Annotated in this window: 19 protein-coding genes; 12 read left to right on the forward strand and 7 right to left on the reverse strand. The window is 68.1% G+C overall.

The genetic code is table 11. The features are described 5' to 3' along the window. Positions 1-25: 25 nt before the first annotated feature. Complete coding sequence (locus JZ792_RS26375; RefSeq protein ID WP_216914472.1) at positions 26-1,153, forward strand: glycosyltransferase; 1,128 nt, start codon at positions 26-28, stop codon at positions 1,151-1,153. Positions 1,154-1,272: 119 nt separating this feature from the next. Next, positions 1,273-2,112 (forward strand): SDR family oxidoreductase, encoded by an 840-nt coding sequence (locus tag JZ792_RS26380; protein WP_216914517.1) that lies wholly within the window; start codon positions 1,273-1,275, stop codon positions 2,110-2,112. Here the strand turns inward: JZ792_RS26380 and soxR are convergent. Beyond that, entirely contained in the window at positions 2,081-2,566 is a 486-nt protein-coding gene (gene soxR, locus JZ792_RS26385; RefSeq protein WP_109527813.1) for a redox-sensitive transcriptional activator SoxR, read from the reverse strand. The two genes, JZ792_RS26380 and soxR, sit on opposite strands and share 32 nt — an antisense overlap. A 124-nt stretch (positions 2,567-2,690) precedes the next feature. Between soxR and arcA the strand changes: the two genes are divergently transcribed. Both arcA and JZ792_RS26395 read left to right on the forward strand, forming a co-directional pair. Next, entirely contained in the window at positions 2,691-3,986 is a 1,296-nt protein-coding gene (gene arcA, locus JZ792_RS26390; protein ID WP_216914474.1) for an arginine deiminase, read from the forward strand. A 6-nt stretch (positions 3,987-3,992) separates the two neighbouring features. Further along, the gene (locus tag JZ792_RS26395; RefSeq protein ID WP_109527814.1) at positions 3,993-4,355 is read left to right on the forward strand and encodes a GntR family transcriptional regulator; all 363 of its coding nucleotides are present in this window, start codon (positions 3,993-3,995) and stop codon (positions 4,353-4,355) included. A 17-nt stretch (positions 4,356-4,372) separates the two neighbouring features. Here JZ792_RS26395 and JZ792_RS26400 read toward each other — a convergent pair whose 3' ends face one another. After that, positions 4,373-6,013, reverse strand: a complete 1,641-nt coding sequence (locus JZ792_RS26400; protein WP_216914476.1) for a dolichyl-phosphate-mannose--protein mannosyltransferase — start codon at positions 6,011-6,013, stop codon at positions 4,373-4,375. Positions 6,014-6,260: 247 nt separating this feature from the next. Between JZ792_RS26400 and rsmI the strand changes: the two genes are divergently transcribed. After that, positions 6,261-7,163, forward strand: a complete 903-nt coding sequence (rsmI, locus tag JZ792_RS26405) for a 16S rRNA (cytidine(1402)-2'-O)-methyltransferase (protein WP_308165470.1) — start codon at positions 6,261-6,263, stop codon at positions 7,161-7,163. After that, a complete protein-coding gene (locus JZ792_RS26410) occupies positions 7,160-7,912 on the forward strand; it encodes an isocitrate lyase/PEP mutase family protein (RefSeq protein ID WP_216914478.1) in 753 nt (250 codons plus the stop codon). The genes rsmI and JZ792_RS26410 overlap by 4 nt, the downstream gene beginning before the upstream one ends. A gap of 72 nt (positions 7,913-7,984) precedes the next feature. On the opposite strand, the gene metG is transcribed toward JZ792_RS26410, so the two are convergent. Next, positions 7,985-9,547, reverse strand: a complete 1,563-nt coding sequence (metG, locus tag JZ792_RS26415) for a methionine--tRNA ligase (protein WP_216914480.1) — start codon at positions 9,545-9,547, stop codon at positions 7,985-7,987. 163 nt (positions 9,548-9,710) lie between these two features. Between metG and JZ792_RS26420 the strand changes: the two genes are divergently transcribed. From JZ792_RS26420 to rsmA, 3 genes are all read left to right on the forward strand, one after another. Beyond that, a complete protein-coding gene (locus tag JZ792_RS26420; protein ID WP_216914482.1) occupies positions 9,711-10,538 on the forward strand; it encodes a TatD family hydrolase in 828 nt (275 codons plus the stop codon). Positions 10,539-10,711: 173 nt separating this feature from the next. Further along, the gene (locus JZ792_RS26425) at positions 10,712-11,839 is read left to right on the forward strand and encodes a resuscitation-promoting factor (RefSeq protein WP_216914484.1); all 1,128 of its coding nucleotides are present in this window, start codon (positions 10,712-10,714) and stop codon (positions 11,837-11,839) included. Between the two features lie 42 nt (positions 11,840-11,881). Beyond that, the gene (gene rsmA / locus JZ792_RS26430) at positions 11,882-12,763 is read left to right on the forward strand and encodes a 16S rRNA (adenine(1518)-N(6)/adenine(1519)-N(6))-dimethyltransferase RsmA (protein WP_216914486.1); all 882 of its coding nucleotides are present in this window, start codon (positions 11,882-11,884) and stop codon (positions 12,761-12,763) included. A gap of 206 nt (positions 12,764-12,969) precedes the next feature. Here rsmA and JZ792_RS26435 read toward each other — a convergent pair whose 3' ends face one another. Continuing rightward, entirely contained in the window at positions 12,970-13,875 is a 906-nt protein-coding gene (locus tag JZ792_RS26435) for a DUF8832 domain-containing protein (protein ID WP_216914488.1), read from the reverse strand. Next, entirely contained in the window at positions 13,875-14,081 is a 207-nt protein-coding gene (locus tag JZ792_RS26440) for a heavy-metal-associated domain-containing protein (RefSeq protein WP_216914490.1), read from the reverse strand. The genes JZ792_RS26435 and JZ792_RS26440 overlap by 1 nt, the downstream gene beginning before the upstream one ends. Positions 14,082-14,266: 185 nt before the next feature. Between JZ792_RS26440 and JZ792_RS26445 the strand changes: the two genes are divergently transcribed. Together JZ792_RS26445 and JZ792_RS26450 are read left to right on the forward strand one after the other, a co-directional pair. Next, positions 14,267-15,202 (forward strand): 4-(cytidine 5'-diphospho)-2-C-methyl-D-erythritol kinase, encoded by a 936-nt coding sequence (locus JZ792_RS26445; protein WP_109527948.1) that lies wholly within the window; start codon positions 14,267-14,269, stop codon positions 15,200-15,202. An 82-nt stretch (positions 15,203-15,284) separates the two neighbouring features. Then, positions 15,285-17,090, forward strand: a complete 1,806-nt coding sequence (locus JZ792_RS26450) for an ABC-F family ATP-binding cassette domain-containing protein (protein ID WP_216914492.1) — start codon at positions 15,285-15,287, stop codon at positions 17,088-17,090. Between the two features lie 4 nt (positions 17,091-17,094). Here the strand turns inward: JZ792_RS26450 and JZ792_RS26455 are convergent, their stop codons facing one another. Both JZ792_RS26455 and JZ792_RS26460 read right to left on the reverse strand, forming a co-directional pair. Beyond that, positions 17,095-17,994: an Abi-alpha family protein gene (locus tag JZ792_RS26455; RefSeq protein ID WP_216914494.1), complete on the reverse strand. Its 900-nt coding sequence runs from the start codon at positions 17,992-17,994 to the stop codon at positions 17,095-17,097. Next, complete coding sequence (locus JZ792_RS26460; RefSeq protein ID WP_308165471.1) at positions 17,991-19,265, reverse strand: DUF445 domain-containing protein; 1,275 nt, start codon at positions 19,263-19,265, stop codon at positions 17,991-17,993. The genes JZ792_RS26455 and JZ792_RS26460 overlap by 4 nt, the downstream gene beginning before the upstream one ends. A 387-nt stretch (positions 19,266-19,652) precedes the next feature. Between JZ792_RS26460 and JZ792_RS26465 the strand changes: the two genes are divergently transcribed. Beyond that, entirely contained in the window at positions 19,653-20,540 is an 888-nt protein-coding gene (locus JZ792_RS26465) for an Abi-alpha family protein (RefSeq protein ID WP_216914496.1), read from the forward strand. Positions 20,541-20,872 lie beyond the last annotated feature (332 nt).

The following is a 20,872-nucleotide window of genomic DNA, read 5'->3' on the forward strand; positions in this document are numbered from 1 at the left end:
ACGGTGCCGGGGACACCATCGGCTGGTGCGCATCGTGCAGCTGGCGAACTTCTACGGTCCGCGGTCCGGTGGTCTGCGCACCGCGCTGCACCACCTCGGCGAGGGATATGTGGCGGCGGGACACGAGGTCGTCCTGATCGTGCCTGGTCCGCGTCGTGGCGAAGAGGTGCTGCCGACCGGTGCGGTGCGAATAACCCTGCCTGCGCTGGCGATCCCGTGGACCGGCGGCTACCGCGCGGCCGATCCGCGCCGGGTGGCCGATGTGCTCGCCGGGCTCGCCCCCGACGTCCTCGAGGTGTCCGACCGGCTGACGCTGCGCGGTTTCGGACGGTGGGCCCGCCGCCGCGACGTGGCGAGCGTGATGATCTCGCACGAGCGGCTCGACCGGCTGCTCGGCCAGGTGATGCCGGGTTCGCTCGCGCGCCGCTGCGCCGATATCGCCAACCGCCGCACCGCCGAGGAGTACGACATCGTCGTCTGCACAACGGAATTCGCGCGGGCCGAATTCCTGCGGATCGGTGCGGCGAACGCGGAACTCGTACCGCTCGGGGTGGATCTCGATCTGTTCAGCCCGCGCAGGCGCGACGATCGGCTGCGCGCGGACCTCGGTGTCGGAGATCATCCGCTGCTGGTGCACTGCGGACGGCTCTCGGTGGAGAAACGGGTGGACCGCAGCATCGAGGCGGTCGGCGAACTGCGCAAGGACGGTGTGGCCGCGCGACTGGTCGTCGCGGGGGACGGGCCGCGTCGCGAGGCGCTCGAACGCAGGGCGCGGAGTCTGCCCGCGCTGCCGGACGGATCACCCGCCGTGCACTTCACCGGATTCATCTCCGATCGCACCATGGTGGCGAAACTCCTGGCGACCGCGGATGTCTCGCTCGCGCCCGGCCCGCACGAGACCTTCGGGCTCGCCGCGCTGGAGGCGCTGGCCGCGGGCACCCCGGTGGTCGCGAGCCGTTCCTCGGCGCTGGTCGACATCGTCACGGCCGAATGCGGCGCGGTCGCCGCCGATCACCCGTCGGCCTTCGCGCACGCGGTCACCGACGTGCTCGCGCTGCCGACCGTGGGGCGGCGACGGGCCGCGCGAATCCGCGCCGAACAGTTCACCTGGCCGCGTGCGGTGGCGGGCATGCTCGACGTCCTCGGTCGGTGACCTGTCACAGATCGGCCGTAAGGCATGGGCCCTCGTGCGACCGGCCGAGTAGCCTGCGGGGACGAAGCGGGTGGACTCGAGGACAGGGAGCAGCGGTGCGAGAACTCGGGCGTAGGACGATGCGCGGGGCGAAGGTACTGGTCACGGGTGCGGCGAGCGGAATCGGTCGGGCGACGGCGCTGGCCGCGGCCGACGCGGGGGCGCTGCTCGTGCTCACCGATATCGCCGAAGAGGGGTTGGCCGACACGGCCGAATCCATTCGCGCCGCGGGCGGAACCGTGCTGGCGAGCCGGGCGTTCGACATCACCGACTACGACGCGGTCACCGCGTTCGCCGCCGATATCCACGCCGAGCACGACGCCCTCGATATCGTCATGAACGTCGCGGGCGTCTCCGCGTGGGGCACCGTCGAGACGCTGGAACACCGGCACTGGCGGAATATGGTCGAGGTCAATCTGATGGGGCCCATCCACGTCATCGAGAATTTCGTGCCGCCGATGGTGCGGGCGGGCCGCGGTGGCGCACTGGTGAACGTGTCCTCGGCGGCGGGGTTGATCGCGTTGCCGTGGCACGCGGCCTACAGCGCGGGCAAATTCGGAATTCGCGGTGTCTCCGAGGTGCTGCGCATCGATTTGCGCCGCCACGGCATTTCCGTGCACCTGGTGGCGCCCGGCGCGGTGAATACGCCGCTGGTGCACAGTGTGGATCTGGTCGGTGTGGACCGCGACGATCCGCGCGTGCGTAAACTCACCGCGAAATTCACCGGGCACGCCATTCCGCCGGAACGGGTGGCGAACGCGATTCTGCGCGGCGTCGAACGCAATCGGTTCATCGTCTACAGCTCGTTCGATATTCGATTCGGCTTCTGGTGGGTGCGAAAGTTCCGTTACCCGTACGACTTCCTGATGCGGCGGGTCAGCGCCACGTTCAGCAGGCTGTTGGTTTCGAAGAGCAGTTGAGGTGGGTGTCGAGGACGCGGGCGCCCGGGCCGTCGACGCCGAGCCGGTCGTGTTCGTTCACCAGTTTGCAGCTGCCCAGTGACAGGCAGCCGCAGCCGATGCAGCCGGTGAGGTTGTCGCGCAGGCGGATCAGCTGATTGATCCGGTCGTCGAGATCGGTGCGCCAGGTGGTGGACAGCGTCTCCCAGTCCCGCCTGGTCGGGGTGCGGCCCTCGGGCAATTTGTCCAGTGCCGACCGAATCTCGCTGAGCGGTATGCCGACCCGTTGGGAAATGCGGATGAACGCGACCCTGCGCAAAGTCTCACGGGTGTACCGACGTTGATTCCCACTGGTGCGACGACTGCTGATGAGGCCTTCGCGTTCGTAGAAGTGCAACGCGGAAACGGCCACTCCGCTACGCTCGGACAGTTGCCCGGGGGTCAGTTCCTTCGCTCGCCAATCGGCAGTCGACATGCACGCTCCTCCATTCACCTCAACAATACTTCAGGTTGATGTCGGCGGGTGTGAGATTCGGACACCGGCGTATTCGAAGGGCGAATTGCGTGCTCGGAAGCGATTCGCGAACTACGGTCGGACCATGGGAGCAGACGCGTTGCCAGGGGGGACCGGAGCGAGTCCGCCCGACGAGGCGCCCGGCCTCGCCGACGAAACGAGTCTCGGTGTGACCTCCGAGGTCGGCGCACTGCGTGCCGTGCTGCTGCACCGTCCCGGCGACGAGCTGCGCAGGCTGACCCCACGTAACAACGATCAACTGCTGTTCGACGGCATCCCGTGGGTGGAGCGGGCCCAGCAGGAGCACGACACCTTCGCGAACGTCCTGCGCGATCGCGGCGTCGAGGTGCTGTTACTCGCCGACCTGCTCGCCGAGACCATCGCCGTGAGCGGCGCCGCGCGGATCCAGGGCATCTCCGCCGGGGTCGACGCGCGCCGCCTCGGGCACGCCCTCGCCGACGAACTCGCGGCCTACCTGCGCGGTGTGCCCGCCGCCGAACTCGCCGACATCCTCATGGCCGGGATGACCTTCGACGAACTGCCGTTCGGCCCGACCACGGCCTCGCTGGTGCGACGGATGCACCACGGCGCCGATTTCGTCATCGATCCGCTGCCGAATCTGCTGTTCACCAGGGATTCGTCGTTCTGGGTCGGACCGAGGGTCGCCATCACCTCGCTCGCGCTGCCCGCCCGGATGCGGGAGACCTCGCTCACCGATCTGATCTACGCCTTCCACCCGCGTTTCCTCGGGGTGCGTCGCGCCTACGAATCGCATACCGCGCCGATCGAGGGCGGTGACGTGCTGTTGCTGGCGTCGGGCGTGCTCGCCGTTGGCGTCGGCGAACGCACCTCGCCCGCCGGTGCGGAAGCCCTGGCGCGCAGTCTGTTCGACGACGAACTCGCCCACACCGTCCTGGTCGTTCCGATCGCGCAGAATCGCGCGACCATGCACCTGGACACGGTCTGCACGATGGTCGACACCGACGCCGTGGTCATGTATCCCGCCGTGCGGGACTCGCTGCGCGCGTTCACGATTCGCCGCGAGAACCACTACGGCGGACGCGGCGGCGGCGACGGGGTGTCGATGCGCGGGCCCGACCCGTTCCTGCCCGCCGCCGCCGAGGCGATGGGGATCGGGAAACTGCGTGTGATCGATACGGGACTGGACGGAGTGACCGCCGAACGGGAACAGTGGGACGACGGCAACAACACCCTGGCGCTCGCGCCCGGGGTCGTCGTCGCCTACGAACGCAACGAAATGACCAATGCGCGACTGATGGACGCGGGCATCGAGGTGCTGCCCATACCCGGCTCCGAATTGGGGTCGGGGCGAGGCGGACCTCGGTGCCTGTCCTGTCCACTCGCCCGCGATGACGTGTGAGCCGCCATGTTCCAGTTCACGATCAACACCGCCTCTCCGATACCGCCCTACGAGCAACTACGCCTGGGCATCATCGCCAGGGTGCGGGCGGGAGAACTGACCGCAGGTACGAAGATCCCGACGGTGCGAGCCCTCGCGGCCCAGCTCGGGCTGGCCCCGAACACGGTGGCCCGCGCCTACCGCGAGCTGGAAGCGGACGGGGTGTTGGAGACCAGGGGCAGGCAGGGCTCGTTCATCGCGTCCTCCGGCGACCCGACCAGGGACGCGGCCGGGCGGGCGGCCAGCGAGTACGTCACGGCGGTGCGCAGGCTCGGCGTGGACGACGAAACCGCCGTGCGCTACGTGAAAGCGGCGCTCGAATCGCGGTGACGTACTCCGGTGCGACCTCAGCGCCAGCTCGGCAACCACAGGTGGTCGTGCCAACTGCTGGGCGTGATGGGGTGGGCCACCAGAATCGGCCACAGCCACACGAAATTCGCGACGACCAGGCCCAGGTACAGGCAGACGGCCAGCAGTCCGAGACTGCGGCGTTCGCTCGGTAGCGGGGGCAGGAACGCGCCCGTGGGACTTCGGCGCGTGGCGAATTCCCTGGCGGGCCCGAGGATATCGCCGAGCACCAGCGCGATTCCCATCACCAGGAACGGAGCGAGCGGCACCGCGTAGAAGTAGTACATCTGCCGGTCGAGAGTGAGGAACCAGGGCAGCAGGCCCGCGCCGTAGCCGACGAGCACCGCGGTGTAGCGCCAGTCGCGGTGGGTGATCGCGCGCCACAGCATCCAGCCCAGGATCGGCAGCGCGATCCACCAGATGGCGGGGGTGCCGACGAGCATGACGGCCTTGACGCACTGGGATTGGCCGCAGCCCTCCACATTGGCGTCGGCGTAGTAGTAGAGCATGGGACGCAGGCCCATCGGCCAGGTCCACGGCTTGGATTCCCACGGGTGGTGATTGCCCGCCGAGTTGGTCAGTCCCTCGTGGAATTGCAGGGATTCGCCGCTGTAGTACCACAGCGACCGCAGCGCGTCGGGCACGAACGAGAAGGTGCCCCCCGGCCCGATCTGGTTGCCGACCGCGTACCTGTTCACCCCGGTCTCGCTGGCGAACCATCCCCAGTAGCTCGCGAGATAGACCCCGAGCGGGATCAGGACCAGCGCGTACAGCGCGGGCCCGATATCGCGCACCGCCGTGCCGAACCAGGGGGCGCGCACCCCGTAGGTGCGTCGCGCCGCGAGGTCGAAGAACACGCTGAGCAGCCCGAACGCGACGATGAAATAGATGCCGGACCATTTGGTTCCGCACGCGAGCCCGAGCAGCACGCCCGCGCCGAAACGCCACCACCGCACACCGAGCCGCGGTCCCCACGACGTGTCGCCGATACGTCCCTGGGCCTCGGCGCGCGCCAGGCGATGCCGCACCTCGTCGCGGTCGACGATCAGACAGCCGAAAGCGGCGACGACGAACAACGCCATGAAGATGTCGAGCATGCCGATCCGCGAGGAGACGAAGGTCACCCCGTCGCAGATGAGCAGGATGCCCGCGATGGCGCCGATCAGCGTGGAACGCGCCATCCGCCGCACGATCCGGATGACCAGCAGTACCAGCAGCGTGCCCGCGACGAAGGCGCTGAACCGCCAGCCCCAGCTGTTGTAGCCGAAGATGGCCTCGCCGATGGCGATCATCTGTTTGCCGACCGGCGGGTGCACGACCAGGCCGTACCCCGGGTTGTCCTCGACCCCGCCGCCGGTGAGCATCTGCCAGGCCTGCGGCGCGTAGTGCTTCTCGTCGAAAACGGGGGTACGCGCGTCGGTGGGACTGTGCAGCAGGAACAACCGTGTCACGGCGGCGACGGCGGTCAGGATCGCGGTGACGACCCAGCCCCGCAGGGTGTCGGTCGGCCCGAAATCCGGGGACGGCCGCAGCGGGGCGGGACTCGACCACTGTGGCACGGTCCCGAACGGTGTGCTCGTACGGGAGGTCACCTGGGTCACGCCCCGATCGTATGCGGTTCCCGCCCGGCGGTCGCGCATCGGTGAGCACACCGCCGCCCCGCCGCCTGTCGGTCCCGGGATGTCTCGCACGACTGCCGAGTCAGCGCGAACCCGCCGACGCGGCCCCGGTCCGCGATGCCTGTTTCGCGTCTTCGTTACTCGAACCTCGTGATCCGGACCCGGTAGCGTGCGCCCTCCCGTTCGGCGCGACCGGCGGCCCGGCGGCGAGCACTAGGCTGCTGGTTGATCCGGCGACCGCCGGGGGTCAGGTCGAGGCGGGAGTGCGGTGACGGACGAATCGGCGGCAGGTGAACCGGCGGTGTCGGCGGGCGGTGTCAGTGGCAGATTGGTACTGGCCGCGACGCCGATGGGCGATGTCGGCGACGCGTCGCGGCGATTGCGCGAGGCACTGGCCACCGCGGATATCGTGGCCGCCGAGGACACCAGGCGAACCAGGGCGCTGGCGAAGGCGCTCGAGGTGGAGATCACCGGGCGGGTGGTCAGTTTCTACGATCACGTCGAGACCGCCCGCATTCCCACGCTGCTCGCCGATATCGAGGGCGGTCGGACCGTACTGCTGGTGACCGACGCCGGCATGCCCTCGGTGAGCGATCCCGGCTACCGCATGGTCGCCGCCTGCGTGGCACGCGACCTGCCGGTGACCTGTCTGCCCGGCCCGTCGGCGGTCACCACCGCCCTCGCCCTCTCCGCGCTTCCGGTCGAACGCTTCTGTTTCGACGGATTCCCGCCCCGCAAATCCGGCGCGCGCCGCGAATGGCTGCGCAGTCTCGCGGCCGAGCCGAGGGCCTGTGTCTTCTTCGAGGCCCCGCACCGGCTGGCCGACTGCCTGGCCGACGCGGTGCAGGTGCTCGGCCCCGATCGCCGCGCCGCGGTGTGCCGCGAACTCACCAAGACCTACGAGGAGATCGTGCGCGGCACCCTCGCCGAATTGGCGGCGTGGGCGCAGGAGGGTGTCCGGGGTGAGATCACCGTCGTGCTGGCGGGCGCGGCGCCCGAATCCGCCGACCCGGCCGATCTGGTCGGCGAGGTCGAAACACTCACGGCGAGCGGGATGCGGCTCAAGGACGCGTGCGGCGAGGTGGCCGCCATGGCCGGGGTGTCACGGCGCGAACTCTACGACGCGGTCCTCACCGCGCGTTCATCCGACGAGAGGATTATCGAACCATGACGTCATTGGAGAAGAAGGCGAAAATCTTTCTCGAGCTGCACCAGCCGGGTAATCCGGCGGTGCTGCCGACAGTGTGGGACGCGTGGTCGGCCAACCTCGCGGTGTCCGCCGGTTTTTCCGCGCTGACCCTCGGTAGTCATCCGGTCGCCGATTCGGTCGGCCGCAGCGACGGCGAGGGTATGACCTTCCTCGAATTGCTCACCAGGGTCAGGCAGGTCACCGACGCCGTGACGGTGCCGGTGTCGGTCGATATCGAAGCCGGATACGGCCTCGAACCGGCGCAGCTCATCGAGGGACTGCTCGAGGCGGGCGCGGTCGGCCTCAATATCGAGGACACGGTGCACAGCGAGGGCAGGCGGCTGCGCACACCCGAGGAACACGCCGATTTCGTGCGCGGGCTGCGCGAATTCGCCGACGCCGCGGGCGTGCACGTCGTCGTCAACGCGCGCACCGATCTGTTCCTGCGCAAGAACGGCGAGGAGGCCGACCGCGTCGACCGTGCCATCGCGCGGTTGAAACTGGCGGCCGAGGCGGGCGCGGATGTGCTCTATCCGGTCGGCAGCCATTCCGATGCCGATATTCGTCGCCTGACCGCCGAATTGCCGAGGCCCGTCAACGCGATCGGCATCCCCGGCACCTCCGACAAGGCCGAACTCGCCGCGCAGGGCGTCGCCAGGATCAGTTTCGGGCCCTACCTCCAGTTCGCGCTGGCCGAGGAGGCCAAGCGCCTGCTCGCGCGCTGGACGTAGCGGACCTCCGCCCGAATCGACGACGCCGACGTACCGGAACCGGTACGTCGGCGTCGTCGGAATTCGTTGGCACTACGCCTCTTTGGGCTCCACATAGCGCGGATACACCGGTTCCGGCGCGGGCAGCGCGACACCGGGAGTGAGCGGGGTCGCGATATCGGCGAAGGTCCGGTTCTGCTGCGCGAGCAGATCCAGGATCTTGGCCGCCGATCCCGGCATCACCGGCTGCACCAGGATCGCGACGATCCGCACCACCTCGAGGGTGACGTACAGAACGGTCGCCATCCTGGCCAGATCCGCCTCGGTCCCCGATTTACGCAGGGCCCACGGCTGCTGGGCCGAGAAATACCTGTTCGTCTCGCCGAGCGTCAGCCAGATCGCCTCCAGCGCGAGATGCATCTGCTGGGCGTCGAATTCGGCACGGCACCGGTCGAGCAGCGAATTCGCGCGGTCGAGCAGCGCGCGATCCTCTTCGGTGAATTCCCCCGGCGTCGGCACCGAGGCATCGCAGTTCTTGTTCACCATGGTGAGGCTGCGCTGCACCAGGTTGCCGAATTCGTTGGCGAGGTCGGCGTTCATCCGGCCGACGATGGCCTCGTGGCTGTAACTGCCGTCCTGCCCGTAGGAGATTTCGCGGAGCAGGAAGAAGCGCAGCGCGTCCAGGCCGTATTCGTCGACCAGCGCGAGCGGGTCGACGACATTGCCGACCGACTTCGACATCTTCTCGCCCTTGTTGTACAGGAACCCGTGCACGAAAACGCGTTTCGGCAATTCCACACCGGCCGACATCAGGAACGCGGGCCAGTAGACCGCGTGGAAACGGGTGATGTCCTTGCCGATGATGTGAACGTCCGCGGGCCAGAATTTCCCGAACGCGGCGGAATCGGTATCGGGGAAGCCGACGCCGGTGATGTAGTTGGTGAGCGCGTCGACCCAGACGTACATGACGTGATCGGGGTGGCCGGGCACCGGCACGCCCCAGTCGAAGGTGGTGCGCGAGATCGACAGATCCTTCAGGCCCGCCTTGACGTAGCTGACGATCTCGTTGCGCCGGGTGGCGGGCGCGACGAATTCCGGGTGCTCGTCGTAGAGGGTGAGCAGTTTGTCCTGGTACTCCGACAGTTTGAAGAAGTAGTTGGACTCCTCGGTCCATTCGACCGGAGTCTTGGTGTCGGTGGAGATCCTGGTGCCGTCCTCCTGGACGGTGGTCTCCTCGTCGGTGTAGAACGCCTCGTCGCGCACCGAGTACCAGCCGGAGTAGTTGCCGAGGTAGATGTCGCCGCTGGCCAGCATCCGCTCCCAGATGGCCACGCTCGCGGTCTGGTGATCCGCGTCGGTGGTGCGGATGAAACGGTCGAAGGAGATGTCGAGCGCCTTGTCCATCGCCTCGAACACATCGGAATTGCGCGCCGCCAGCTCTTCCACCGGCACACCTTCGGTGGCGGCGGTCTGCTGCATCTTCTGGCCGTGCTCGTCGGTGCCGGTCATGAAGAACACGTCGTAGCCGTCGAGCCGTTTGAACCTGGCGATGGCGTCGGCCGAGACGTACTCGTAGGCGTGCCCGATATGCGGTGCGCCGTTGGGGTACGCGATGGCGGTGGTGACGTAGAACGCCGGGCGATCGGTGTCGCTCATGCCTGCGCCTGCCTGACATCGGGCTCCGGCACGACCGAACCGTCGGCGGTGGGGATGGATCGCTCGCTTCGCTCGCTCATGGTGTCACTACTGTAATGCGCGTGCATTCAGTCGCTCGATCGAATATCCCCGCATCCGGTGTGCTGTCACCGGCAGGCCGCCGATGAGCGCGAAACGGCCCGCGCCGGAACTGCCCGAACCGCTCGAACCGCTGGTCGACGCCCATACCCACCTGGACGCATGCGGCGCGACCGACGCCGATTCGGTCCGGGTGATGGCCGATCGGGCTGCCTCGGCCGGGGTCGGCACCATCGTCACCGTCGCCGACGATCTGGCCGCCGCGCGGTGGGCGGTGCGCGCCGCGCACTGGGATCCGCGGGTGTACGCCGCGGTGGCATTGCATCCGACCAGGGCGAACGCCCTCGACGACGAGGCCAAGGCCGAGCTGGAACGGCTCGCCGCCGATCCGAGGGTGGTCGCGGTCGGTGAGACCGGGCTCGACTACTACTGGCCCGGAAAGCTCGAGGGCTGCGCGGATGTCGAAACCCAGATCGAGGGTTTCCGCTGGCATATCGATCTGGCGAAACGGTCGAAGAAACCGCTGATGATCCACAATCGCGAGGCCGATCACGATCTGCTCACCGTATTGCTGGACGAGGGCGCGCCGCCGAAGGTGATCTTCCATTGCTTCTCGTCGGATACGAATATGGCGCTCGCGTGCGTGGGGGAGGGCTACTTCCTGAGCTTCTCCGGAACGGTGAGTTTCCGTAACGCGCACGAATTGCGCGAGGCCGCCAAGGTCGTCCCGGTCGAGCAGATCCTGGTGGAAACCGACGCGCCCTATCTGACCCCGCATCCGTTCCGCGGAGCGCCGAACGAACCGTACTGCCTGCCGTACACGGTGCGCGCGCTGGCCGAATTGCGGGCGCAGGATCCGTTCGAGTTGGCCGAACTCACCACCCTCAACGCGCGACGCGTCTACCGGGTCTGAGATCGCGCGAATACCCGTTCGGCACCGCACTACACGGGTGTGTGATCCAGCTCACTTCTGGTCTCCATTCCGTGATGTACCTGCGGTGTCGAGATTTGTTCGTGATAACGGTCCGCGCAGTTCGCGTGTCGTCGGTTGTCGTGCCATCCCGGCTTCGTTATCGTGCTGTGACCATGTCCCCATTCGTGCGCATCAACCAGTCCAGATCGCCGCTGCTCTACGCGGCGATCGCGGCCCTGCTGATGACGCTGATCGTGGGTGCGGCGATGGCGATCGTGAACCGCAAGACCGTCACCGTCGTGGTGGACGGCGAACAGACCACCCAGACCACCATGTCGCGCAATGTCGCCGGACTGCTGCGCGCCGCGGGCTTCGACGTCTCCGACCGCGACCTGGTGCGCCCCAATCCGGCCGCCGCGCTCGTCGACGGCGCGACGATCGTGTTCAACCGGGCCCGCGAGATCACCCTGACGGTCGACGGCAAGGCGCAGAAGGTGTGGACCACCGGCGTGACCGCGGGTGAGGCCATGGAACAGCTGAAGATCCCCGCCGACAACTACGTCGCGCCCGCGCGCGGCGAGCGGTTGCCGCTGATCGGGGCCTCGATGCGGGTCTCGACCCCGCGCACCGTCGCGCTGCTCGACGGCATCGGCAATACCGTCGACGTGCGGCTGGCCGCGCCGACGGTCGGCGAATTCCTCACCGTCGCGGGTATTCCGCTCATCGAGCAGGACAGCGTGGAACCGGCCGCCGACACCCCGCTCACCGACGGGATGAAGGTGGTCGTCACCCGCCAGCGGATCGAGAAGCGCGTCGAGACGATGCCGCTGGATCCGCCGGAGAACGTCATCGAGGACGTCACGATGAATATGAGCCGCACCATCGTCGAGGAGAAGGGTGCGCCCGGGGTTCAGGACGTCACGTTCGCGGTCACCATGCTCAACGGCTCCGAGATCGGCCGGGAGCAGATCGCCAGTACCGTCACCGTGCCCGCGCAGCCCAAGACGGTGCGCAAGGGCGCCAAACCGGGTACCGAGGTGCCCCCGGTACGCGACGGCGCGATCTGGGACGCGCTCGCGCGGTGCGAATCGACCGGCAACTGGGCGATCAACACCGGCAACGGCTACTACGGCGGTATCCAGTTCGACCAGAGCACCTGGGAGCGCCAGGGCGGCACCCGCTACGCGCCGCGTGCCGATCTCGCCACCAGGGAAGAGCAGATCGCGATCGCCGAAGTCACCCGCGCCGGGCAGGGCTGGGGCGCCTGGCCCGGCTGCACCGGCCGCCTCGGCCTCGGGTAGTCCGCGCCTTTCCCGACGTCGGGCACTTGGTAGGTTCTTCGGGTGTCAGAACCCGATACCTCCGTGCGTGGCAGCGCAGCTCTGCTCGGCCCCGCCGAGGTACGAACGCTGGCGGAGCGTTTCGGGGTGCGTCCGACCAAACAGCTCGGGCAGAACTTCGTGCACGACGGCAATACGGTGCGTCGGATCGTCACGGCGGCGGGCGTCGGGCGCACCGACACCGTTCTCGAAGTGGGCCCCGGACTCGGATCGCTGACCCTCGCCCTGCTCGACGTGGTGGATTCCGTGGTCGCCGTGGAGATCGATCCGATACTCGCGCAACATCTTCCGGTCACCGTGGCCGACCGTGCGCCGGAGCTGGCCGACCGACTGCGGGTGGTCGAGGCCGACGCGCTGCGGGTCGCCGCCGCCGACCTGCCCGCGGTGCCGACCGCGCTGGTCGCCAATCTGCCCTACAACGTCGCGGTGCCGGTGCTGCTGCATCTGCTCGCCGAACTGCCGAGTCTCATGACCTCCCTGGTGATGGTGCAGGCCGAGGTCGCCGACCGGCTCGCCGCCGAACCCGGCGGCCGCGTCTACGGTGTCCCGAGCGTCAAGGCGGGTTTCTTCGGCACGGTGCGCCGCGCCGGTGCGGTCGGCACCCAGGTCTTCTGGCCGGTGCCGCGCGTGGAATCCGGTCTGGTCCGCGTCGAGCGCTACGCCGAACCGCCGTGGCCGACCGACGAGGAACACCGCCGCCGGGTCTTCGCCGTCGTGGACGCGGCCTTCGCGCAGCGCAGGAAGACCCTGCGCGCCGCGCTCGCCGGGTGGGCGGGATCGGCCCCCGAGGCCGAGCGCAGGCTGATCGCGGCGGGTATCGCGCCGACCGCGCGCGGGGAGACCCTCGATACCGCCGCCTACGTCCGATTGGCCGCGCAGGCCTGAGTCGGGCTCGGGTCGACTCGTACGGTCCGACCAGAAGGCGGTCGTCCGAACAAACTGTGGATAACCGGCGTTTGCCTTCCTTCGGTCGACCGAAGGGCAGGGCGCGCCGGACCGTCGCCGGTACTGCCGAATCGACCTCACACTTCGATAAAAGGCCAGGTCGAACCCGGTGTATCGGCGAGATCAGGCGCGCGGGCCCGAACCTTTCACCGGTGTCCGCCGCCCGTGTGTCCGCCGCCACCGGATGTGGATGGGCCTGTGAGTTTTTCCGAACCCGTGGCCGAGACGGTGAATTCCGCGGTGTGCACCGAGCCGCCGTGGGAGAAGTCCAGGTAGAGCCGGTAGTCGTCCGCGCTCGGGGCCTGCGCGTGGAAGGTCACGTCGGGTCCTCGGGTGCCGTCCGTCTCCGGATGCACGTGCAGGTAGGCCAGATCCCCGGCGCGCAACGCGACCAAGTGGGCGTTGGCCCCGAGATAGGGATCGAGATCGGTGACCGGTTTGCCGTCGCGCGAGATCGTGAAACGCAATTCCCCTCCGCGCGTGGACAGCTCACCGTGGCGGGTAACCAGGTAGCCGTCGACGTTCGCGGTGTCGGTCGGGGGCGGCAGCGGTGCGAGCGTCGCCGGGCCCGCGACGTCGACGGTGCGCCCGAGCACCAGATCCTTTTGCTCCCCGGTGGTCTCGGGCACGAAATCGGCGAACACCCGGTAGCTTCCCGGCGCGGCCCACGACCAGTCGGTCGACCAGACGCCAGCGGCGTCCATGGTCGGGTGCACGTGCCGGAATTCGGTGGCGTCCGAGCGGACGACGATGAGGTGCAATTTCTTCTCGTGCTGGGTGGTGAACCGTGTGACGGGTTCGCCGTCCGGTCCGATGATGCGGAATGTCAGGGGACCGGCCTGATTCGGCGCGGTGGGGGCGGTCAGGTCGACCAGGCGGTAGCCGGATTCCGAATCCGACAGCCCGCTCGCCGCCGCGGTCGCCTCGGCGTGATGCGCGCCGCGATCCACCGTCTCGTCCGGATCGCCGACGAGGGCTCCGATTCCGAGCGCGACGCCGAGCAGCGCGACGAGTCCACCGCCGACCGCGACGAATCTCAGCCGGTCCCGCATCAGACGGCGACCTCGTAGCCCGCCTCGTCGACGGCTGCCGCGATCGCGGCGTCGGTGACGGGTTCGGCGCTGTCCACGCGCACCGCGCCGGTCGCGAGGTCGACATCCACCGAGGTCACCCCGTCGATCCTGCCGATCTCCGTCTTGACCGAACTGACGCAGTGTCCGCAGGACATGCCCTTGACGGTGTAGGTGGCTGTGGCCATCTCCGACTCCTTCGCTCGTCGTCGATAATACGGTCCAGGGGTATCCGGACAGTTCGAAGATACCCCCGAGGGGTACGGGGTGCAAACAGTCGGTCGCGGTCTGCTGTCACCGAATCGCGACCGGCGGGTGAACGGCTCATATCGGTCGAGACGGGTGTCGTAGCCACCGGTTAGGCTTGAGCATCGTGTTGTCAGTAGTGCCAAGCCCAGTCATCGTGCGCGCGCCGTCGAAGGTGAATCTGCACCTCGGAGTCGGCGATCTGCGCGCGGACGGCTATCACGATCTGACGACCGTCTTCCAGGCGCTCTCGCTGAGCGACGATCTGCGGATCGCCCCGTCCACGGTACTGAGTGTGCGCGTCACCGGCGAGGGCGCGGCGCAGGTGCCGACCGATCGGACCAATCTCGTCTGGAAGGCGGCGGTGCGGCTCGCGCACCTCGCCGGTCGCGCGCCCCTGGTCGAGATCGCGATCACCAAGGGCATTCCGGTCGCGGGCGGAATGGCGGGCGGCAGCGCGGACGCCGCCGCCGCGCTCGTCGGGCTGAACGAACTCTGGGAACTCGGGCTCGCCCGCGACGAATTGGCCGTGATCGCCGCCGAACTCGGCAGCGACGTGCCCTTCTCACTACACGGCGGCACCGCGCTCGGCACCGGCCGGGGCGAACGGCTGCTGCCCGTGCTGTCCCGCAATACCTTTCACTGGGTACTCGCCCTGGCCAAGGACGGACTGTCGACGCCGTCGGTCTTCGCGGAACTGGACCGGCTGCGTGCCAACGGTGATCCGCCCCGCCTCGGCGAACCGCAGGACCTCATGCAGGCGCTCGCCTCGGGTGACCCGGCCCAGCTGGCCCCGCTGCTCGGCAACGACCTCCAGGCCGCCGCGCTGTCGTTGAAACCGGAACTGCGCAGGACACTGCGCGCGGGCGTCACGGCGGGTGCGCTGGCCGCCCTGGTCTCGGGCTCGGGACCGACCTGTGCCTTCCTCTGCGAGAGCGCGGATTCCGCGATCTCGGTCGCGGCGGAACTGGCGGGCGCGGGCGTCACCCGCAGCGTGCGCACCGCGAGCGGACCCGTCCCGGGCGCGCGCGTGATCGGCGACGAGGCGCACGGTAAGCGCTGATCGGCGCGGAACCGGACACGGCGGGCGCGTTACGCTTGCCGGGGCACGCAGCGCGCTGCCCGCGCGACCTTCGGAAGGATCCATGTCCAACCTGATCAACCTCGAACAGGTGTCCAAGAGCTTCGGCATCACGCCGCTTCTGGACAATGTGTCGCTCGGCGTGCACGCCGGTGAACGCATCGGTGTCGTCGGCCTGAACGGCGGCGGTAAGACCACGCTGCTCGAGGTGCTGACCGGGATCGAGGCGCCCGACTCGGGCCGGGTGAGCCGGGTCGGCGGACTGCGCGTCGCCGTGGTCACCCAGCGCGGGGTGTTGCCTCCCGGGTCGACGGTGGGATCGATCGTGCTCGCGGGTCTCGCCGACGATCAGAGCGTCGGCGGCTCCCACGATCTGGCCGAACACGAATGGGCGTCGAATCCGCGGATCCGCTCGGTCATCGAGGGCATCGGCATCGAGGGCCTCGGCATGGACGCCTCGGTGGACAACCTCTCCGGCGGGGAACGTCGCCGGGTCGCGCTGGCCGCCGCGCTGGTGCGCGATCTCGACCTGCTCGTCCTGGACGAGCCCACCAACCACCTCGACGTCGAGGGTGTGCAGTGGCTGGCGCGGCATCTGACCGCGCGGCGCAGCGCGCTCGTCGTCGTCACCCACGATCGCTGGTTCCTCGACACCGTCGCCACGAATACCTGGGAGGTCGTCGGCGGCAAGGTCGAGAGTTACGAGGGTGGGTACGGCGACTGGATCTTCGCCAGGGCCGAACGCGCGAGGCAGTCCGACGCGAGCGAGGCCCGCCGCAGCAATCTGGCGCGCAAGGAGTTGGCGTGGTTGCGACGCGGTGCGCGGGCGCGCACTTCCAAGCCGCGCTACCGGGTCGAAGCGGCCGAGGCACTCATCGCCGATGTGCCGGCCCCGCGCGACAGCGTCTCGCTGGCCGCGTTCGCCCGCAAACGTCTCGGCCGCGTCGTGATCGAACTCGAGGACACCACCCTCACCACCCCGGACGGGCGCGAACTGGTGCGCGACCTCACCTGGCGTCTCGCGCCGGGCGAGCGCGTCGGCCTGGTCGGGGTCAACGGTTCGGGCAAGACCACCCTGTTGCGCGCGCTGGCGGGCGAGGTGGAACCGGCCGCGGGCAAACGGATTCAGGGCCAGACCGTTCAGATCGGCTGGCTGCGACAGGAACTCGACGACCTGCCGGTCGATATGCGGGTGCTCGAAGCAGTCCAGCAGGTCGCGCAGCGAATCATGCTGGGCGACAAGGAGATCTCCGCCGGTCAACTCGCCGAGCGGCTCGGGTTCACCCCCGCGCGTCAGCGCACCCCGGTCGGTGACCTGTCCGGCGGTGAACGCAGGCGACTCCAGCTCACCCGCATCCTGATGGCCGAACCGAATGTGCTGCTGCTCGACGAGCCGACCAACGATCTCGATATCGATACCTTGCAGCAGTTGGAGGATCTGCTCGACAACTGGGCGGGCACCCTGGTCGTCATCAGCCACGATCGCTATCTCATCGAACGCATCGCGGATTCGACGTGGGCGCTGTTCGGCGACGGGAAACTCACCAACCTGCCCGGCGGCATCGACGAATACCTGAAAAAGCGTGCGGCACAGGGGGAGATCTCCGGCAAACCGGGCGACGGCAAAGCGGTCGTCACGGCGGCCACGGCCACCGATTCCGCCGCCTATCGCGCCGCCCGCAAGGAGTTGTCCAAACTCGAACGCGCCATCGACAAACTCACCGAGCGCGAGCGGAAACTGCACGCGGCGCTGGCCGACGCGGCCACCGAGCCGGACCGGCTCGTCACGCTCGGCGCCGAACTCAAACAGGTGCTCGCCGACAAGGAGATCGCCGAGGAACGCTGGATGGAACTGGCCGACGAATCCTGAGACGTCAGCTGGTGCCGGAGGCGCGGCCGTCCTGTACGACCACCGGAAGGCAGGTCTGCACGAAGTCCGCGCCGAATCCGGTGAGCACGATGCTGCGGTAGTACACCTTGGTCCCGAATCCTGAGCGCTTGAGCACTTCCCGCACCGGGGACTGCGCTTCGAGGATCTGGTAGCGGTTCGGATTGCCGACCGGTTCGCGCGCGAAGTCGATCAGCCCGAGTCGGCGCAGGTTGGGCAGATACTGCTGGATCCGGTTCGGGAAACGCAGGCCCGCGTGGTCACCGATCAGATTGAGTCCCGACACGACCCGCTCCGCGCCGAGTCCGCGCGGACGCCCGGTGCGGATATCGATGGAAGGCTGCGGGCCGTCCATGTGCAGGAAACGCAGGATGCGGGCTTCGTCGGGGGTCAGATCGGCGAGCATCCGCGCGAAGGCGGGGTGGATCTCCCCCGCGTCGGCGTGGGTGCTCGCGGATAGTTTCAGCAGCGCCGCGCCCTGTTCGCGCAGTGTCGGCACCTCGGCGTCCCGGCTGGTGGCCGGTGCGGAGGAAATACCGAGGGCTTTGCGGACCGCGCCCTTGAATTCGGCCTCGGCCTCGGCGAGGACCTCCCGCGTCGGCGTGCCCGCGATACTGCCGCGCACCACGGCTGCGCCGACTCCGAGCGCGGTGTCGACACTCCACGCGGTCACCGCGCCCGCGGCCGTGACCGCGACCTTGGCGACGCCGGTGGCGGCGCGCACGGTGTCACGAGCGGAAGGGCGGTGGCGTCCGTGTTCGGGAAGATCGACCGTGCCGGTCGGCCGTCGCGCCAGTTCCGTGGAAGGCGTCGGCGACGCCGACTCGACGGTTCCGGAGGGCTCGACGGCCTCGATATCGCCGCCGTCGCCGTCCGTATCCGTCATAGCCATGTCGTCGCCACTCCCGTTCCGAAGATCAGGATATGAGCGTATCCGGCGAACAGCCCGAGCACACCGCCATGCAGAAAAAGGAGCCATTCGTCCTGTTTGATGGCCGCTCGCAGCATATCCACGAAGTCGTTGGGCGAGAGCGCCGACATCTGTTTGGCGATGTAGTCGTTGATCTGCTTGCCCTGGCGGACGTTGAACTCCGGGTCGGCGAAGGCGATGGGGGCGATCCCCATGGCCTCGGTGGTCAGGGTGGATTGCAGCGAGTCGTACTCGCGGCTGCCGAGCATGAACTTCACCGCAGGCCTGGCCGCGCCGAGCGCGCGGTCGGCGGCGGGGCGCAGGGTGTCCTCCAGCATCTGCATGGTGCGGTCCGAGCGCGGGCCGTTGAGCAGTTCGTCACCGATATTGGCGACCGTCATGACCTGGCTCGATACCAGTTCGGCGTAGCCCGCGGTGATCTCGTCCTGGCGTTTGATCAACAGACCCTGCCGCCACGGGCACCACCATTTCGGGTAGGCGGGCGCGAAGATCATGTTCAGGCCGACGTAGTTGACCACCCAGCCGATGATCACACCGCCGATCGGCAGTACGACCAGACTCGACCAGCCCGTCAGGTGCAGCACGCCGACCAGCACCACACCCATCGGCGCGCCGAAGTAGAAACCGAAGTTCTGCATGAACCGCAGTTCCTTCGCGCCGAGCACCTGGAACAGCGTATTGAGCAGATGCGGCCTGGCTTGGAAGTACCGGATCACCATTTGCTTGACGTCGATCAGTTGATCGATATTCGCGCCGAGTTCATTCGTCAGTTCCAGCAGAATCTCGGGCAGCTGCTGCTTGACGCGCGCGTGCACCATCTCGCGCACCTGGGTCGGCAGGTTGTACCAGAACTGCGGATGTTCGCGGCGCAGGATTTCCTCGACGATGTCGCGGATCTGCGCGTCGGCGATGGACGTCAGATGTTCGGCGAGTTTGTCCGGCTCCAACTCCCGATAGAAGTCGGCCACGCTGCCGAGTTTGGCCAGCCCTTTGTCGACGGCGATGCTCGCCATTTTGTCGGCGCGGGACGGAACGATGCCCTGCCAGCCGATTCGCCCGTCGTAGCTCAGTAGCGGAAGAACCTGAATTCGTTTGGGCAGGAAGGGGAAAACCGCACGAAGACCGGGTAGCCGGACCCCGTGGAAAGCGATCGGCTTGAACAGCATCAAGATGCCGGTCCAGTTCGTGATGTAACCGATCACGCCAGTGAAAAGCGGAATGGTCACAAGCTCGAGAAGGATTGTCGGGTGGATTCCGAAAATATTCTCCAGCACGACACCCTCCTGCAGATACAACCGGTGGTCCGCCGCCTCACCGGCACCCCAAACTAGCACCCCTGGGCGTGCTGGACCCCATTGTGAGCTGTCGAGCCGTGTCGGGTTCGACGCCGCGCCGACAGCCCTGAGCCGGAGATATCGGTCACAGTGCGCGGCGGTAATGTCGCAGCCCGGTGCGGCTGCGGCGACAATGGCCACCACCACATTCCGGCGCGGGGTGGCACGGATGTGGACAGGGGTGGCCCGGAGAACGCCGAGTTCGGCGTACCTGGAAGGCTGACGGACAATAATCTCGGGCAGACAGACTCGTTCACTTGGCAATACATCGGAGTAGACGTGGCAGACGACAGGGCCGGACAGGACATCACCCGAGCCGGTTCCCGCTCCGTGGAACGCAGCTCGGATGTCGAAGAGCGGCAGATCAGCAACGAGGCCCGACTGATCCGCGGTGTGTTCCGCGCGGCGGGTCTCGCGGCGGGCACCGCCGTGCGCGGTGGACAGTGGGCGGTCAACACCTCCTACGAGGTCACCAAGGAGATCACCAAGGCGGCGCTCGACGGTGAATCGTCGGCCGATATCGCCGACCGCACCGGTAACGCCCTGCGCGCCATCGCCCGCAGCGCGCTCGGCGTCACCGAGGGTTCGGTGCGCGAAATCGTCAGCTATGTACCGACTCCCGGCAACGGCACCGGCGCAGCCGGTGCGCAGCCGGTCGCGATCGGCTCGCATCTGCGTTCGGCCACCACGCAGGAATTACGCCGTCGCGGTGACGCGCTGCTCGCCCGTTCGGCCGACGTGTACTTCACCGAGGACGTGCACCCCGCCTACGACCGCATCCTCGACGAACTCGCCCCCGACGAGGCGCGCATCCTGCGCTTCATGGCGCTCAACGGTCCGCAGCCCGCGGTCGATGTACGGACCAATCGTCCGCTCGGTATCGGTTCGGAACTGGTGCGCGGCGATCTCACCTCGGTGCCGGAGCAGGCGGGCGTTCGCTACCCGGACCGGGCCCGCCCGTATCTGATCAACCTCAACCGCCTCGGCCTGACCTCGACCTCCGACGATCCGGTGGTGTTGAGCCGGTACATGGTCCTGGAAGTACAGCCGGTTGTCGAGGCCGCGTTGAAGAAGGCCGGTCGCGCGCCCAAGATCGTGCGCAAGAGTTTGCGGCTGACCGAATTCGGCGAGGATTTCTGCCGGACCTGCTTCACGATCGGAAATTGATCTTCCGACCCCGCCGCATACGCAATATGCTCGTCTGGTGATAGCAATCTGATACAGATCTCCCCCAAATCGTGAGGCATGGCAGCTTCGGATGGGATTGTTGAGATATGCATCAGGGAAGCGGCGAGCAGTGGCGTGGCGACCCGGGGGCGAACGCCGCCGAAAGGCACGTCGGCGACACGACCTCCGAGAGCGTCACGACCGTTGCCGAGGTGAACGGGGCGACCGAGGCGCCGCCCCCCGCCGGTGACGGCCGCCCCGGCGCCGACGACGATGTGACCGCCGGTGCTGTCGTCACCGACGACCCCGCCGCGCCGGACGGCGAGCAGGTG

Source organism: Nocardia noduli, assembly GCF_019038455.1.
Taxonomy (GTDB): Bacteria; Actinomycetota; Actinomycetes; order Mycobacteriales; family Mycobacteriaceae; genus Nocardia; species Nocardia noduli.

What these genes read in the sequence shown, in the direction of transcription:
- JZ792_RS26395 (WP_109527814.1), top strand. Translation starts at nt 3,993, where the DNA reads ATGTTCCAGTTCACGATCAACACCGCCTCTCCGATACCGCCCTACGAG.
- JZ792_RS26450 (WP_216914492.1), top strand. Translation starts at nt 15,285, where the DNA reads ATGTCCAACCTGATCAACCTCGAACAGGTGTCCAAGAGCTTCGGCATC.
- JZ792_RS26440 (WP_216914490.1), bottom strand. Translation starts at nt 14,081, where the DNA reads ATGGCCACAGCCACCTACACCGTCAAGGGCATGTCCTGCGGACACTGC.
- JZ792_RS26455 (WP_216914494.1), bottom strand. Translation starts at nt 17,994, where the DNA reads ATGACGGATACGGACGGCGACGGCGGCGATATCGAGGCCGTCGAGCCC.
- JZ792_RS26380 (WP_216914517.1), top strand. Translation starts at nt 1,273, where the DNA reads ATGCGCGGGGCGAAGGTACTGGTCACGGGTGCGGCGAGCGGAATCGGT.
- JZ792_RS26420 (WP_216914482.1), top strand. Translation starts at nt 9,711, where the DNA reads ATGAGCGCGAAACGGCCCGCGCCGGAACTGCCCGAACCGCTCGAACCG.
- JZ792_RS26425 (WP_216914484.1), top strand. Translation starts at nt 10,712, where the DNA reads ATGTCCCCATTCGTGCGCATCAACCAGTCCAGATCGCCGCTGCTCTAC.
- soxR (WP_109527813.1), bottom strand. Translation starts at nt 2,566, where the DNA reads ATGTCGACTGCCGATTGGCGAGCGAAGGAACTGACCCCCGGGCAACTG.
- metG (WP_216914480.1), bottom strand. Translation starts at nt 9,547, where the DNA reads ATGAGCGACACCGATCGCCCGGCGTTCTACGTCACCACCGCCATCGCG.
- JZ792_RS26400 (WP_216914476.1), bottom strand. Translation starts at nt 6,013, where the DNA reads ATGCGCGACCGCCGGGCGGGAACCGCATACGATCGGGGCGTGACCCAG.
- JZ792_RS26435 (WP_216914488.1), bottom strand. Translation starts at nt 13,875, where the DNA reads ATGCGGGACCGGCTGAGATTCGTCGCGGTCGGCGGTGGACTCGTCGCG.
- arcA (WP_216914474.1), top strand. Translation starts at nt 2,691, where the DNA reads ATGGGAGCAGACGCGTTGCCAGGGGGGACCGGAGCGAGTCCGCCCGAC.
- JZ792_RS26410 (WP_216914478.1), top strand. Translation starts at nt 7,160, where the DNA reads ATGACGTCATTGGAGAAGAAGGCGAAAATCTTTCTCGAGCTGCACCAG.